Source organism: Argonema galeatum A003/A1, from assembly GCF_023333595.1.
Classification (GTDB): domain Bacteria; phylum Cyanobacteriota; class Cyanobacteriia; order Cyanobacteriales; family Aerosakkonemataceae; genus Argonema; species Argonema galeatum.
Map to the genome: position 1 here is coordinate 200,617 of NZ_JAIQZM010000003.1, position 15,264 is coordinate 215,880.

At 42.1% G+C, this 15,264-nt stretch carries 14 protein-coding genes; 11 read left to right on the forward strand and 3 right to left on the reverse strand.

The window, feature by feature from the left end; translation table 11 throughout:
• Nucleotides 1–7: 7 nt before the first annotated feature.
• The 11 genes from LAY41_RS05690 (at nucleotide 8) to LAY41_RS05740 (ending at nucleotide 12,097) form a co-directional block, all read left to right on the forward strand.
• On the forward strand, nucleotides 8–442 hold the full coding sequence (locus LAY41_RS05690; protein WP_249095104.1) for an AbrB family transcriptional regulator: 435 nt from the start codon (nucleotides 8–10) through the stop codon (nucleotides 440–442).
• A gap of 168 nt (nucleotides 443–610) precedes the next feature.
• Nucleotides 611–1,447, forward strand: coding sequence for a CPBP family intramembrane glutamic endopeptidase (locus tag LAY41_RS05695; RefSeq protein ID WP_249095109.1), 837 nt, complete (start codon nucleotides 611–613; stop codon nucleotides 1,445–1,447).
• 144 nt (nucleotides 1,448–1,591) lie between these two features.
• Nucleotides 1,592–2,338 carry a hypothetical protein gene (locus LAY41_RS05700; protein ID WP_249095111.1) on the forward strand — a complete coding sequence of 249 codons (747 nt, stop codon included), beginning with the start codon at nucleotides 1,592–1,594 and terminating at the stop codon, nucleotides 2,336–2,338.
• A gap of 1 nt (nucleotide 2,339) precedes the next feature.
• Nucleotides 2,340–3,212, forward strand: a complete 873-nt coding sequence (locus LAY41_RS05705) for a hypothetical protein (RefSeq protein WP_249095113.1) — start codon at nucleotides 2,340–2,342, stop codon at nucleotides 3,210–3,212.
• On the forward strand, nucleotides 3,196–4,140 hold the full coding sequence (locus LAY41_RS05710; protein WP_249095114.1) for a hypothetical protein: 945 nt from the start codon (nucleotides 3,196–3,198) through the stop codon (nucleotides 4,138–4,140). The genes LAY41_RS05705 and LAY41_RS05710 overlap by 17 nt, the downstream gene beginning before the upstream one ends.
• Nucleotides 4,141–4,143: 3 nt before the next feature.
• Entirely contained in the window at nucleotides 4,144–6,486 is a 2,343-nt protein-coding gene (locus LAY41_RS05715) for a peptidoglycan-binding domain-containing protein (protein ID WP_249095116.1), read from the forward strand.
• Nucleotides 6,483–7,520 (forward strand): chloride channel protein, encoded by a 1,038-nt coding sequence (locus tag LAY41_RS05720; protein ID WP_249095118.1) that lies wholly within the window; start codon nucleotides 6,483–6,485, stop codon nucleotides 7,518–7,520. Before LAY41_RS05715 ends, LAY41_RS05720 begins: the two co-directional genes overlap by 4 nt.
• 185 nt (nucleotides 7,521–7,705) lie before the next feature.
• Nucleotides 7,706–8,443 (forward strand): Uma2 family endonuclease, encoded by a 738-nt coding sequence (locus LAY41_RS05725; protein WP_249095120.1) that lies wholly within the window; start codon nucleotides 7,706–7,708, stop codon nucleotides 8,441–8,443.
• A gap of 204 nt (nucleotides 8,444–8,647) precedes the next feature.
• Entirely contained in the window at nucleotides 8,648–9,910 is a 1,263-nt protein-coding gene (locus LAY41_RS05730; RefSeq protein ID WP_249095122.1) for a vWA domain-containing protein, read from the forward strand.
• Between the two features lie 3 nt (nucleotides 9,911–9,913).
• On the forward strand, nucleotides 9,914–10,294 hold the full coding sequence (locus tag LAY41_RS05735; protein ID WP_249095125.1) for a hypothetical protein: 381 nt from the start codon (nucleotides 9,914–9,916) through the stop codon (nucleotides 10,292–10,294).
• Nucleotides 10,295–10,471: 177 nt separating this feature from the next.
• Nucleotides 10,472–12,097, forward strand: a complete 1,626-nt coding sequence (locus tag LAY41_RS05740; RefSeq protein ID WP_249095128.1) for an AAA family ATPase — start codon at nucleotides 10,472–10,474, stop codon at nucleotides 12,095–12,097.
• Nucleotides 12,098–12,185: 88 nt separating this feature from the next.
• Here LAY41_RS05740 and cbiE read toward each other — a convergent pair whose 3' ends face one another.
• From cbiE to LAY41_RS05755, 3 genes are all read right to left on the reverse strand, one after another.
• Nucleotides 12,186–13,421, reverse strand: coding sequence for a precorrin-6y C5,15-methyltransferase (decarboxylating) subunit CbiE (cbiE, locus tag LAY41_RS05745; RefSeq protein ID WP_249095131.1), 1,236 nt, complete (start codon nucleotides 13,419–13,421; stop codon nucleotides 12,186–12,188).
• A 179-nt stretch (nucleotides 13,422–13,600) separates the two neighbouring features.
• Nucleotides 13,601–14,209: a cobalt-precorrin-8X methylmutase gene (locus tag LAY41_RS05750; protein ID WP_249095134.1), complete on the reverse strand. Its 609-nt coding sequence runs from the start codon at nucleotides 14,207–14,209 to the stop codon at nucleotides 13,601–13,603.
• Nucleotides 14,210–14,300: 91 nt separating this feature from the next.
• Nucleotides 14,301–15,083 (reverse strand): DUF1868 domain-containing protein, encoded by a 783-nt coding sequence (locus LAY41_RS05755; RefSeq protein WP_249095137.1) that lies wholly within the window; start codon nucleotides 15,081–15,083, stop codon nucleotides 14,301–14,303.
• Nucleotides 15,084–15,264: the final 181 nt, after the last annotated feature.

A 15,264-nucleotide genomic window follows, 5' to 3' on the forward strand; every position in this document is an offset into this window, starting at 1 on the left:
CAAAGCAATGACTGAAACAGCAACAGCAGCATTAACAGGAAAAGCACTCCTTAACAAAGTAAAAGAACTCTCCCACTTACCCCGCCGCGAAACAGCAAAGCGTTGTGGGTACTACTCGGTTACCAAAAATAACCTGGATCGCGTCAATCTAACAGAATTTTATGACGCAGTGCTAGAAGCGCGGGGTATTGCTCTCAATCCCGAAGGCTCGAAAGATGGTCGCGGTCGCGAAGCGACTTATCGGGTAAGCGTCCATAAAAACGGTCAGATTGTGATAGGTTCAACCTATACCGAGTCAATGGGATTAAAGTCCGGTGATGAATTTGAAATAAAGCTGGGCTATAAGCACATTCACCTGATCCAGGTTGACGCTGACAAAAATGGGTCAAGCAACGGTAAGGTATCGGTGGATGACGGCGATGAAGACGAAGAAGAGGAATAAAAATCCTCAAGCAGGTGACGCTGAATGAACTGACACCAAGCCAAAATTGTAGGGCGAAGTATTTGTGTAGATAATTTTTGACTGAGTATCAAAATCTTAAGCACACAAATGCTTCGCGCCTACTGACTACTTCGTCAAAATTACCCCTAATGGTCAGGTGGATTGGCTATGACTGTGTTTGACGGGACAGTTGGCGCGATGCAGTTGTTTTTTGCTTCTGCGATCGCACTTGTGAAGGTGATGGTTTTTTTCCTCGCCTGGACGGTGTGTTGGTTGCCTCTAGCAATCCCCACCGCTAAAGCCTTGAATTGGCACCCTCCTAAGCCCTTGGAGGCGTCGCAAAAGCTGCCTTTGTTGGCATCCCTCTATCTCATTGCGCCACTCCTATTGTGGGGTGTAGCTTGGTTGGAGGGCGTGTCTTTCTCAAATTACGGCTTAGCCTGGAATCCCGCTGTCTTAGTTTCTGTAGGACTGGGATTGGGCTTTGGTGCGATCGGCATTATCGTTATATTTGGCATTCAATGGGCGCTAGGTTGGGTAAATTGGCGTCTTGAAAAAGAAACAAATCTCTTAGAGATCTTGCTGACAACCTTATTAATAGGATTGTTGGTTAGCGGGATAGAGGAGTTAATTTTTCGCGGTTTCCTGCTGAACGAACTTCAGCAGGATTATTCTATATTAGTGGCGGCGATTATTTCCAGCCTGATTTTTGCCCTGCTGCACCTAGTTTGGGAAATCGAAGAAACTTTGCCCCAAATGCTGGGATTATGGTTGATGGGAATGGTTTTAGTTTTGGCGCGGTTGGTAGATGGCGGTAGTTTGGGTTTGGCTTGGGGATTGCACGCAGGTTGGATTTGGGGTATTGCTACTATTGATACAGCAAAATTGATTAATTATACTGGTAAGGGTTCGACTTGGATAACGGGTTTTTCGGAGAAACCTTTAGCTGGTTTAGCGGGAATTTTGTGTTTGTTGGGAACTGGGGTGGTGTTGATGAGGATTTGAGAAACCCGGTTTCTTCAAGAAACCGGGTTTCTGGGTGGGTGAGTGAGTGTGCGATCGACAAAACCAATTTGCGAGTGCGTATGATCACAGTGTTAAAGTTGAAACCAGTGATACAATGAGCGCAAGTTTTGGGTGTGGTACCGAATGAGCGTGGTGGTGATAGGCGATCGACTTGTCGGTAAAACCAGTATGGTCATAGCTTTGCATGACCCAGGGACTAAGCACGTCAAAGTGCTTACCGACCTGAAAAAATATTACGATCCCGATACTGGTCTAATAGCAGGTACTTCTAAAAAAGAGGAAGAAACGTTGCTAGTGGAAGTTAAGCTACCGGGTGGGGAAAGGCAAATCCAAGTTCGTTGGATAGATACTAATGGTGAAGCTTGGAGCAACAAAGAGTGGCGTAAGATTTATCCGGATGCTTGGCAGGGTATCCAAACAGAAGTTAGTCAGAGTCAAGCGGTTCTGCTCCTGCTGCCTCCCCACCGTACCATGATTCAACCGCACTTGCTAGATGTAGATGGCAATAGCAATCCAGATGATTTTGCTCGTCCCGATGCTTGGACTAATAACTTGGCAAGCTGGCTGCAATTTTTCAATCAAAATTGTGCTACAGTCCAACACATTCTGATCTCGATTCACAAAGCGGATTTGTTTTGCGATATTCAAGCTGAAGCCCAGAGGTGGCGATACGAACAATTGAAAGGGCTGCGTTGGATTGAATACAATGAATATATTCGCAATACCTATTTTAATAAAGCGGATGATATAATTCGGGAATATAATCGTCAGCATAGCACAAGCCTGCGATTTTTTATTACCACGATTAAGAATCCGTCTCTGTTAGAACTTCCCTGGATTCATCTTGCTTCTTATCTCGCCCATAAGTAATATGACTCGCCAAACTCCTAAATCAGCAGAAATTCGCATTATTGGCCCCAGACAATCTGGGAAGACAACTTATCTGGCTACTTTAGCTTATTTTCCTCAACAAATGAAGCAATTATATTCAGGTATGGAAATAACGCCTGTGGGAGAGGATGCAGAGAGACTGGGGAGAATGGCGAAAGATATTATTATGCAAGGGAATAAACTGGCTGGTACTTTTAAAACAAATATAGATTATTTGCCCTTTTACTTTTTTAGAATTAAGATTCCCTCAATTAAGGGAATGCCTCCTATAGAAATTGAACTAAATACCAGAGATTATCCGGGTAAGATATTTGAGGAAATTCCCCTACCCCATAAACAAAGTGAAGTAGAACCATTTATTGATGATTTGTTTACAGCAAATGCTTGGATGGTGATGCTAACTGATTGGGAACCAGGACGAGATAAGACACTTTATAAGCCTGCCTTTAAAAAGCTATGCGACGAGATATTTAAGAAAGAGAAGATTAACCCAGAAATAAAGAATTTGCGGATAGCTGTGGTGATGTCTAAATGCGAACGGGGGGAATTATGGCCATGTCGTCTTGACCCAGAGGAAGATTTATTTAGAGTGCGATTACCGGAAACTTATGATTTTCTGAAGACAAAACTTTCGCCCCAAAGATTAAAGTTTTTTGCTTGTTCATCTTTTGGGGTATTGAGTACCAGAACAGATGATTTCGACCCCCGTCCCAATCGCTATATTCCCGATGATGGCAGTATATCTGAATTTAATGCTTTTCTGCGAGAGCCTGAGCAATGGCAACCTTATGGTTTAATTGCACCGATTTATTGGTTAAGTACGGGGAGAACTTTACATGACCACCGTCTTTAGAAAAATCATTAAAACTATTAGCAAATTTCTCCGAAGCGTGGTCAATCTTTTTTCAAGAAGACCGCGATACTTATCCGGCAGTCCCGATATTAGAATTGTTGGCCATCGACGCGCTGGCAAAACAACTTTTATGGCAGCTTTAGCTAGGTGGCCCAATGCCAGACCCGATAGTCCAATTGAGTCAGTTAAACCTTTTGACGATCGAACAGACAAGCTGATTGACCAAGCTAAAGATATATTAGAAAACGGCTTACCTTTAGCAGGAACTTTCTTTCCTGAAGATGCAAACGAACTACCGCTGTATACCTTATTAATTGAAATGAAACCCGCCTTTCGTATCGGCGGAAATATTAAGTTTCAAGTGTCTTGTCGGGACTATCCGGGTAAACTGATTGAAGAACTACGAAAAACCAGTATAAGTCCCAAACTGAGTAACTATTTAGATGATTGCGCTGATGCTACTGGTTTGTTATTATTGATAGACGGAACAGCGAGAGAAGATAAGTTGTATTCCCAAGCTTTCGAGAGATTAAAGGAAGAGTTAAATTTTCGGTTGACAGGACAAAATAAAAATCTGAACAGCTATCGTATCGCGGTTGCATTCTCGAAAGCCGAACAAGGTTCGGTTTGGATTCATCGCCACGATATGCAGAAGTTTATGAGGTTAAAATTTTCGCAAACGGAAACCACTTTACAAAAGTGGCAGAAGGAATGGGGTTGTCCGATCAACTACTTTTTTTGTTCGGCTTTTGGCATGATAGGGGAACCACTAACCCCGAATTTTAGAGAAGAAACAAGAGATAGCGAGGCTATTTGTGGAGTGATTAATTATCCGCAGTATTGGAGACCTTTTGGTTTGGTGGCACCTATTTATTGGCTGCATACAGGAAAAGATGATTGGCGTTTAAGAAAAATGGAGGATTTATAGGTTATGTCAGTTATAAAAATAGAGGAGTTTTCTAGAGAGTTTTACGAAACAGAGAAGGATGGGAAAATTGTATCTGGAGGGTACAATAATGAAGTTGGGCTAGGTACTACAACCGTTCCGCCAAAAATTAAAGAAGCTGTCGATCGGGGTGATTTTCGGATTCTTGATAGTTATCCGCCTCAAGGAGGAAAATTCGCCCTAATCGGCAGAGAAATTGATAAATATTCTGTGTTGGCAGTTGCTACAAGTTTAAGAGAAGACGGATCTCGGCCAGGAGTCTGTTACCGATATTTTTGGTTGGAAAAACCTCAAAATGAAAATATAGATGGAATTGGCACGTTATTACTTTGGTGGGAAAAAGTTGTAAAGCCGAAATTCGAGTTTAATTGGCAACCTAATAATCCAAGGCTAGATTATTTTGCAGATACTCGTAGTAGGGATTATTTTATACAATCTAATTCAGAATTTAAAGATTGGCTTCCAAAAATAAAAATTAATTCGTCTCAATCTCAATTAGCATTAGACAACAATGGGGAAAATATTAGCTACAAAGGACTGCACTACCTCGCTATACATCTTCATCAATCTTCTAATTTTCCCATTTCTTGGGCTTGGAATGTAAAAGAGCTAGATAAAAAACAAAAATTCACTATAATATATTATACAAATAGTAAAATTGAGATAAACAGATTATATAACCCAAATTCATCAGCAATTGTAAAGCGAGATGAGCCGATCCCACCTCCAGGTTATATTGATTGGCAGCCAACAAGAGATTGCCTATCAGACCTGGCCAAAAATGAAAATATTAATCAAAACAAGCTTTCAGAACTTGTTAATTACTTGCAACATTCTTCAATCCTTCAGTGGAATTGGAGTCAGATTAACGATCAAAAAATAATCAACCAGTCTACTACTCCATCTGGGGCCAGGTATAAAGCATTACGGGCGATTTTAGGAGGCGAAGAAGTACAAGGTTGGCTAGACTGGTTGAGGAAAACGAGTAACCAGACTTTTCAGCCAACTTCTTTAACTATTCAAGCAGCACTTCTAAAGGCTAGCCACAGTGAAAATACAAAAAATGCTTACAATCAACTGGTATCCCGTGTGAATGAAGGGATAAGTCAAATGCTGCTACAATGCACGTCACCAGATATTACAAATAACCAATATGACAATATTGAATGGTTATTGTTTAAATCAAATACTGTATTAAGTAGTGATTTTGTAAATTACACATGGTCTTCCTATTTACAGGGATACGCCAAAAATCTCGTGTCTTGGCTAAGTGCTGAAGATACACAAAGAAACGATGATTTTTATAAACAAATTCGAGAAACATTAAGTGAGTGGGATAAAAAGGGTAAGATAAATGGAAAATACCCCTTATTCCCCGAATATAAAAAGCTAGCTCTGTTATTTGAAAAATGTAAAAATTACGATTTGTCAGCAGTTTTATATCAACTTAGCGAGGGAGATGTCCCAGAGGATATATCCAAAAATGTAAACGAGAATGTAAACGAGAAAATTATTCGACTCAGGAAGAGACAAAAAAAGGCTAACATATATCTAATTGGGGTTGCTGTTCTTATCGCCATTTTAGCATTAGCCGCAGGGATGCGTTTTGCCCCTGGGGTATTTCATCTACCAAATTTGCCGCAAGCAAAAGATAATTCTGCGAAAAATAATTTCATCCTTCCCAGAAATTTTGAGCGGGACTTAGACTTGTGGGACAATACGGGCGACCCGCAAGCAAAGCAAAGATTAATTCAATTTCTGAAAGATGAATTACCCGAAATTCTCAAAGATAAAGATAATGATGGAAATAACGAGGGAAGAAAGAAAACCTCTATCGCAACAACAAATACATTCATTAAAAATGCCTTTACTCCTACAGTATCTTTGTCAAAAGATAATCCTGTAAAGTCTGATAGTCCGCCTGATGACATAAAAATTATCCAACAAATGCTGAATTTCATAAAGTATACTTCTAATTCAGAAGAACTCCAATTTTATACTGGAGATGGAGAAATCACCGGACAATTCGATCAAAAAACTACAGAAGCAATTAAGAACTTTCAGCGAATAAAGATGAAATTAAATCAAACTACTGGTACTGTTGGCCCAGACACTTGGAAAAAGTTGCAAGACTCGTTTAAAGAGGAACAAGTAAAGCCAGTTAAAGAGTTTTTGAGAAAAAGCTTTGAAGAAGGAACAAATGATAATGAAATCAAACAGAATATTAACAAACTAAAATCTTGTAAAGAAGATCCGACAAAAGCTATAGAATTCATCCCATGCTTGAAGGAAAATCAAAAAATACTAAAAAAAGAAGATCAAAAATGAGATATTTCCTCTTCACCATATCCGGCATTTTCTCCGCCCTATTTGGTTGGGGAATCAGCCAATTTGTCCTCGATTTATTGAGAGCCCCCATCGATGAAACTCTCCCGATAAAAGCGGACTTTATCATCCTTCCCTTTGTCGCCGCTTCTCTCGCCGTCGCCATTGTGATTGCTGAAATCTTTTCCAGCAACCCCACTCGCCATAAAGCTAACTTCCGAGTATTACCGCCTTATTTTTGGAGTGCGTTGCTAACAGGTATGGGTGCGGGTTTAGCTGCTGCTATCTTTAATTTCATCCTCTATCAAACACCAGCACCAGATTGGATGGTTAGGGTTGTCGCCTGGAGTATTGTTGGTTTGTTTACCGGGGTGGGTGAGGGGTTTAGCTGGCGGTTTCGCAGTATTGAAGGTGCTACCGATAAGGCGAAAGAACGGATTTGGAAATCGACTTTGTTTGGTTTGGGTGCGGGTGTGCTGGCGGCGGTAATTGTGGAGTTGATTCGCAATCAAATAGAATTGGGTGGATATGAAGATCCGGTGGGATTTTCTATTTTGGGATTTTCTCTCGGTTTGTTGTTGAGTTTTGCTACTTCTCCAAGTTATTTAGCTGCTTTGAGGGCGGGGGAGGGTTTTGAGGCGATCGATCCTAAGTATGGTGGTAATAGGGAAAAACCTCTATTGAAAAATATTAAACTTAGATTTGTGACGGGAGAATATAAATATATCCAAGAAGGTTTATCAATTCAATTACCTTCTAAAACCAAAAAGCGGATTATTATCGGTTCCAATGATGAAGCAGATATTTATATTCCTAATATCCCACCAGAAGCTGCATCTTTGGAAATTCGTAATGGTGATGTGATGCTGCGTTGTCTTGCTGATGAGGCGGTTGAAATTCAGCGTCGGCTTTTAACTGAAGGGGGTAAGGAAAGACCTTTAAGACACAATCAGATATTGACATTTTACCATGAAAATAATAGGGATAAATATTATCGATTTGTATTTTATAATAAGTTTCTCGATCCGCAGGCTTAAAGGCGGGGGATGGGGATTTTTTTTTACCACAGATATCCACAGATGAACACAGATGAACACAGATGTAGATGTAGATTTTGGGTTGGGGGAGGGAATTTTAGTGTAGAATGTTTGGATGGGGAGGATGGGGGTTTTGTTTACAGCCGATAGGAACAGATGTAGATTAAGTTGGAAGGATGGTTAGTATGTCGGAAGTTTTGGCAATTGAGTTAACACCAGATATCAGTCATATCATTACGGAAGATGATACGCCAGTGGATAATATTTTTTCGGCTAAACAACAACGTCTGTTGGTAGAATCTTTATATAGCTCTTGGCAAAGTACGGTTCCTTTTTTGGTTTGCGCTAATGTCGGTTTATTTTATAGCCGCACTTTACCTCCCTTTGTACCGGATGTTTTTCTCAGTTTGGATGTCTCTGTTACTCCCGACTGGCGACAAAAAGAAAACCGCGCCTATTTTGTTTGGGAATTCGGTAAGCCACCAGAATTAGTCATCGAAATTGTCTCGAATAAGGTGGGAAATGAGTTGGGTAAAAAGTTGAGAGATTATGCTAGAATTGGGATAGGTTATTATGTGGTTTTAGACCCGTTCCAGCAACTAGGAGAAACTCGCCTCCAAGTTTATGAATTGCAAGGAATTCACTATGTTTCTAGGACAGAAACTTGGTTGGAAGATGTGGGGTTGGGATTAACTTTGTGGCGGGGAGTTTATGAAGGGGTTGAGGATACTTGGTTGCGCTGGTGCGATGTTTCTGGTAATATGATTCCCACTGGCGCGGAGAGAGCAGCACAAGCGGAGGAACGCGCCCGACAAGCGGAGGAACAATCCCGACAAGCGGAGGAACAATCCCGACAAGCGGAAGAACGCGCCCGAAGGTTAGCAGATCAATTGCGATCGGCGGGGATCGAACCGGAGGTTTAGAGAGACTTGTTGCAAAAACCTGGCCCGCCTGGGGTTCAAACCGGAGGTTTAGAGAGACTTGTTGCAAAAACCTGGCCCGCCTGGGGTTCAAACCCCAGGCTAATAGCGAAAGTCCGTTAAAACGGACTGAAGATACCGGAATTTATCGGTTAAAATTGATATTGGTTTAATCAACAATGAACCATGAACAATGAACCATGAACCATGAACAAACTCAAAATAATTGCATTTTCTACTTTGTTGGCGTTGCTTCCCCTACCTGTTTTATCGAATTCGCTAGAAATATATCGCGTTACCACAAAACAGGATAAGGTTACTTTGAGGGTGAAGGTTTTGGATGATGAAAGAGTTCCGATCGCAGGTTTGAATAAAAATGATTTTAGAATTACTACTACTAACGCACAAGGAAATTCGGTAAGATTAAGTCCATCACAAATAACTTTACTTTCTTCAGAACAATCTAAACCTGACCCCGCTAAATTGGTGATGCTGTTGGATATGAGTGGGAGTATGAACAATGAAGATTCGGGGGGGACTAAAAAGTTGGATGGTGCGGTTGGTGGGGTGAGAGAATTTATTAATGAAGTTAAGGGGGATAATTGGGATGTGCGGATCTCTCTAGTTCCTTTTGGGGAGGGATGTAAGAATAGCTTTACTGTTAATGAAATTATTATAGATAAAAATTTTAGTCCGTCTTGGAGTCCCGATTTAAACCTGGAATTAGATAAATTAGCTAAAGTTGATGTTTGTGCTGCTACCAATATATATCAGCCGTTAGAGGAAGCTGTCAAGTATTTGGGAAATCTACAGCAAGATCCAAATGATAAGTCACCCCCACCGAGATTAGCTGTAATTTTACTTTCTGATGGGTATGATGTGGTAAACGATCGCAGCGATGAGTCAGAAAGATTCGATCGCTTACTTGAGGTTTTCCAACAATATCCAAAAGTGACAGTTCACACGATGGGATATGGGGAAAAGTTGAAGGAATTGCGCGATCGCATCCGATGTAATCTCAGCGATAATGAACTTACTGTCGATAATTTGAAAAAATGTCGAAGTGATATCGATAGCTATATTGTAGACGAACCTCGATTAAAACAAATTGCGGAAGCGACAGGCGGAATAAACGCCTTTCCCGCCAACGCCGCAGCGGTAGCAGATACTTTGCGGAAGTTTTTAAGCACTTTGCGCGAATATGAAATCGAATACGAACAACCTGGTGCGCGTCGCAGCGGTAATTATGAAGTTACGGTATCGGTAAACTCACCATCTCGGCGTTTAACAAATGTTAGATCCGATCGAAAACCTTACCGCTTAGATACTTTTGATTATATCGCTCTCCCCTTATCAGAGCGCTTACCCATTCTGGGAAGTATCTTGATGTTGGGTTTAGGAACGATGATACCATTTATATGGTGGAGCAAGCAATTGAAAGATTCTTCTTTTCGCGACTTAAACTCATAAAAAATGCCCGAATACATCGCCGTCATCAAAATTCCCAATCAAGAAATCCGATTACCTGTGACTCTGACAGGTACTCACGAAGATCATCCCGAAGACTATTTTCGCTTGGAAAAAAACCAATTTCTTTTGCGCCAATGTCTCCAAGAGCAAGGTATCTATCGCATTGAAGACGCGCAGTTAAAAAAATTGATCGATGAATGGATTGGCGATATCAAAGAAGGACGTAAATATAGTGCGATCGCGATCGATTTACCCCCAGATGCGATGACTCCTCCCAAAACTACTATTCCTCCTAATGCTAAACCTAGCGATATTTTTGATTATACACCTAAATCATCTTCTAGTATATCATACGAAAGCGACATCAATCAAGCCGAATTTTAACGCGAGTTGCTAGTTAGTAGTAGGTACGTAGTTGCGCTTTAGCGCTGAAGCGCAACTACGTACCTAAGAAAGAGTGCGCTGAAGCGCAACTACGTACCTAAGAGATCCTAATTACATCTGTGTTCATCTGTGTTCATCTGTCTTCATCTGTGGTAAAAAATAATCCTTTTACTCATAATGCAAACCCCACTTCCTTATCAAAGATGCCAACAAGAATTAGAAGATTTACTCCGTTCCCAATATCCTCTAATTTTTCTCCGTTCCGCTGAAGAAACTAGAGCGGTTAATTGCGCGATCGCATCTCACCAATCCCTCACCTATTCGTCCGATATTCCCGATGGCGAATTAGCCAGATGGAGCAGCAATAACGGTTTCCAAAAACGTACCGGAGAACCGGGAAAAGCTGTTTGGGAAATTATCTCTTCTCCCCTCCCAACGAGAGCCGATCCCATTCAGCACGCTCTCGGTTTTTTATCAGAAAGATTGGAAAAACAAGTAATCGAAAATTTAGCTAGCCAACATACTTATATATTACCAGATTGGTCAACTTTTGTCCATCCAGATTCTCATTTTTTAGCGCGACAATTGAAAGAATTAATTATCGCGATCGACCAAAAAAGACCTCGCCCTAGAATGAGTTTAATTGTCATCGGTTCCGATTGGCAAATTCCCAGCATCCTTCGCAACAGCATTCACATTTTAGATTTACCCCTCCCCATCGGTGAAGAATTATATCAAGATGTATTCAGAGTTGCGGTTTCCAAATATAATCTCCCCGATGAAGAAGCCAGACGCCTCGCAGAACAAGCTCAAGGAATGCCATTGCAAGCTGCTAGCCAAACTGCTAAATTAATTACTACCAGAAATCTTTGGGAGTATCCCCACCAAGCCGGAGAATTGATTCTAGAAGTCAAGAAACAAGAAATTAGAAAAACCGGGGGTTTGGAATATTTCGAGCCGCAAGGACAGGGATTGAATGAAGTAGGCGGATTGCAAAATATTAAAGATTGGATCGTAAATCGGCAACAATGGTTCGAGCAAGATGTTCACCCACAAATGCGACCGCGTGCTATACTATTGGAAGGATATCCGGGATGTGGAAAAACTTTCATTGCGAGAGCGATCGCACAACAGTGGCGCGTTCCTCAAATCAACTTTGAAATATCTCGATTGCAATCAAAATGGGTAGGCGAATCAGAAAGTAACACCTTCCAAGCATTAAGAGCGATCGAAGCTTCCGCACCCAATATCCTATTTATGGATGAAATCGAAAAAGCGTTCGCTGGAATAGGTGGCGATACCTCTGGCGTCAATACCAGACAATTCGGCACTTTCCTATCTTGGCTCAACGATCATCAATATTCCATCTTTTTTATCGCAACTTCTAATAATAGAAACGCACTACCAGCCGAACTATTTCGCGCTGGCAGATTTGACGAAATTTTTATTATTATGCCACCGAATACAGATGAACGTCGTGAAATTATTCGCAAACGCTCTTCTGCCTACAAACTGCCGCTCATAACTCAAAATATACTAACATTTTTAGTAGAAAATAGCAATGGTTTTTCCGGTGCAGAACTGGATAAACTGGTAAAAGAAGCCAAATATTTAGCTGGTTTTGGGAAACCACCAACTGATAGTCACTGGCGACAAGCTTTAAAAGAAATATCTCCCCAGTATAAAAGTCGCAAAATGCAAGAATTATTGCGAAATTATCGCCAACATTTAGAAGAAAGAGGAGGAAAACCTGCCTCAGTAATAGAAGTAGGTTTTTGGGAAAGTTTGATTGTTCATGGTTGATTGTTCATGGTTGCTAACAAGCGATCGAGCGATTGGATAGAATTATAGACTACCTAATCCGACGCGATCGCAGCGAAAATTGAGAGCATTACTTCTTGATGGCAGTTAAAATAGTAACTGGATTTAGGGGATAAAAACGAGTCAGAGATGCTACCGGGACCGATCGCGATAACTGCACTTGCAACAACTGGTAATCCCATTTCCTTTCGCTCACCCATGTGACAGCCATATTCAAATGTTCCAAAGTAGCTAAAGCCAACACCAATACGCCGCCAGGAATTAGCTTTTCGCCACATATATTCAAAATATCGCTTAAATTGCCACCACTACCGCCAATAAAAATGCGCTCTGGGTGCGGGAGGTGATATAATATTTCAGGAGCTTTTCCGTGGATGGAAATAACATTGCGGACTTGGAAACGACGGCAATTATCCTCAATCAATGCCGTACCAGCAGATGTTTTTTCGATCGCATACACGGCAGAAGTGGGAAATAAGCGACCAATTTCAATCGAAACCGAACCTGTTCCAGCGCCAACATCCCAGATTGTTTGTTTTGGTTTTAGTGCTAATTCTCCCAAGACTAAGATGCGGACTTCTCGCTTAGTCATCAAACCGGGCCGATCGCTAAAACTCAAAAAACTAGAATCTGGCAATCCCAGATGCGGTAAGGTTTCTAAGTCGATTTGCTCATCTGTGATTTGACGCAATAATACTACCACATTCAGCGGTGCAAATGTCTGATTTAGTACAGATGCGATCGCCAAAGACTGAACGCGCTCATCCCCACCACCCAAATTTTCGCAGATCCAGAATTGGTAATGACTGGGTAAATCTAAAGATAACAACAGACGTGCGATCGCACCAGGACTGTGAGAATCATCCGTCAGCACCGCTATTTTCTCCACGCCTTGCTGCAACGCTTGCATAAGCTCGTCAAAAGAGCGACCGTGAGCGCTAATTACGCGAGCATCTTGCCAAGAAACTTTAATACGGTTAAACGCTAGCTGGATAGAACTTAGATGGGGATAAAAAGTCAATTGTTCTGGAGGAAGTTCCATCAGCAACAGACGCCCCAACCCAAAAAATAACGGGTCACCAGTAACTAAAACGACAATAACGTTGTCAGTAGAGAGGCGGTGGCGAATTTCCCGAATAGCTATTGTAAAATCGCCCAATACGATTCGGTCAGCTGGATGAGTGGGGAAGTACTTGAGATGGCGATCGCTTCCCACCAGTACAGTCGCCCATTCCACAATTTGCCGCACCGTATCCGTCAGTCCATCTGCCCCATCCAAGCCAATTCCAACAATATGTACAGTCATTAGTCATTAGGAAATTTTTAATTTTAGATAGCAGATTTCAAATTTATTTTGAATTAACTCCGAGAATATAAATCGGTTACCTAAAAAATTCGTTTTCTTATTCTTATCTGCGTTTATCTGCGTTCATCTGTCTACATCTGCGGTAAAAATTTAACCAACGATGAAAACAGACAATTTGACTATTCCTCAGATGCTAAAACAATTAAAGCATTAAGGATCGCCGCAGCGACTGGAGAACCACCCTTACGACCCTCGACCCGAATCTGAGGAACGGTAGTAGAAGCAAGTGCCGCCTTTGACTCTACCACCGAAATGAAGCCGACGGGAACGCCAATTACCAAAGCTGGTTGTACGGATGCCTCTAGCAACTCAGTGCAAAGAGCCAGCAAAGCGGTGGGTGCATTCCCGATCGCAAAAATAGCTTCTGGAAACTCCCGCCAACATTGCAGCAAACCCGTTTCGGTGCGCGTTTTTCCCGGAAGTGCGGTTTGTGCCATCTCCACAGCACTGAATAAGGGGTTGTCAAAGGTTTGTGACACCAATCCAACAACCCCTTGTTTGACCATCCCAACATCTGTCACAATCGGTACGCGACCTCGGATAGCAGCAATTCCCGCCTCTATTGCGCCCGGAGTAAAGCGAATTAGCTGCTTGAACTCAAAGTCAGCCGTGCTGTGGATCACCCGTCGCACGATCGCATATTCGTTTGGGCTGAAGTTGTGGGAGCCAATTTCGCGATCGATTACCGCGAAACTCTGCTCCATAATGGGATGAATAGGCAAACTCATGGAAATTTTGGATTTGGGATGAAAGGATGATTAGGTGGCAAATCAGTTTCCTAGATTATCCGATTTAGACCAGCTTTCCCCAATCTAAAATCTAAAATTCCAGGACTGGCCAGTCAGGTTCCCGATAGTAGCGCGTCATATCGTCGAACTTTCGCAATTCTGCTCTCTTTACCAAGAGTTCGGGCGCATTTTCCAGCCACTGCAAATTGAAATCACATAGAGTACTGCTGAGACGATCGCGGTCTAAATCAGCCGATACAGAGCCAAAATAGCCCAGAGTTATGTGAGCTGTGAAGTGGTACTGCTGCTCAATTCCAAGAGAAATTAAATCGCGATTTTGATAGACCGTTTGACGGAGTTTGAGAATTCGATCGTAGGAAGGTTCATCTGCGGGCAACAAATAAACTGCTAGCGCTCGCGGCATCACCATTAGTCCCAATAGCTGCCATCGAATTGGAATACCACCGCTCACCAACGGTAGGCTCTGCTGAAAAATCTGTGCAATTGTATGAGGTAACCGCACATCAAACTCAGGATTCTGACTCGCGTCGCGGTAAGCATTATCCCAAATCAAGTCAGCTAAAGTTACATGAAAGCTAGCTGGCGGCACCGCCACCATCATATCGGGATCTAACTTTTGCAAAAGTTGCTCTTGGCAATCTTTTAATTGGGTATAAAAAGCCAAATTTTCCGAATCTTCCTCTGAAGGTGGGGTGATAACCGTATAGCCAGGAAACGGCACAGCTTGGAAGCCACCTTCCGGGCGCGGCTGAAACTTCGGCGATTCCTGAATATGCTGTACTTGGGATCTGTAAGTTTCTGGTAGCATCATCCGTGCTACCCGATTCAAGTAAGTTTGATAGTTCTCGTCCAACCTTGATAGCCTCGCATTTTAAATGGAATAGATTTTAGGTAGCTGCCACAGTCATAGTCAGTTGATGGGGGGCTACCAACCTAAAACGGGAACCTCACCCCCCCAACCCCCCTCTCCGACCTCGGAGAGGGGGGAGAAATACTCCCCTCCCCGTCAACGGTGAGGGGCTGGGGGTGGGGTT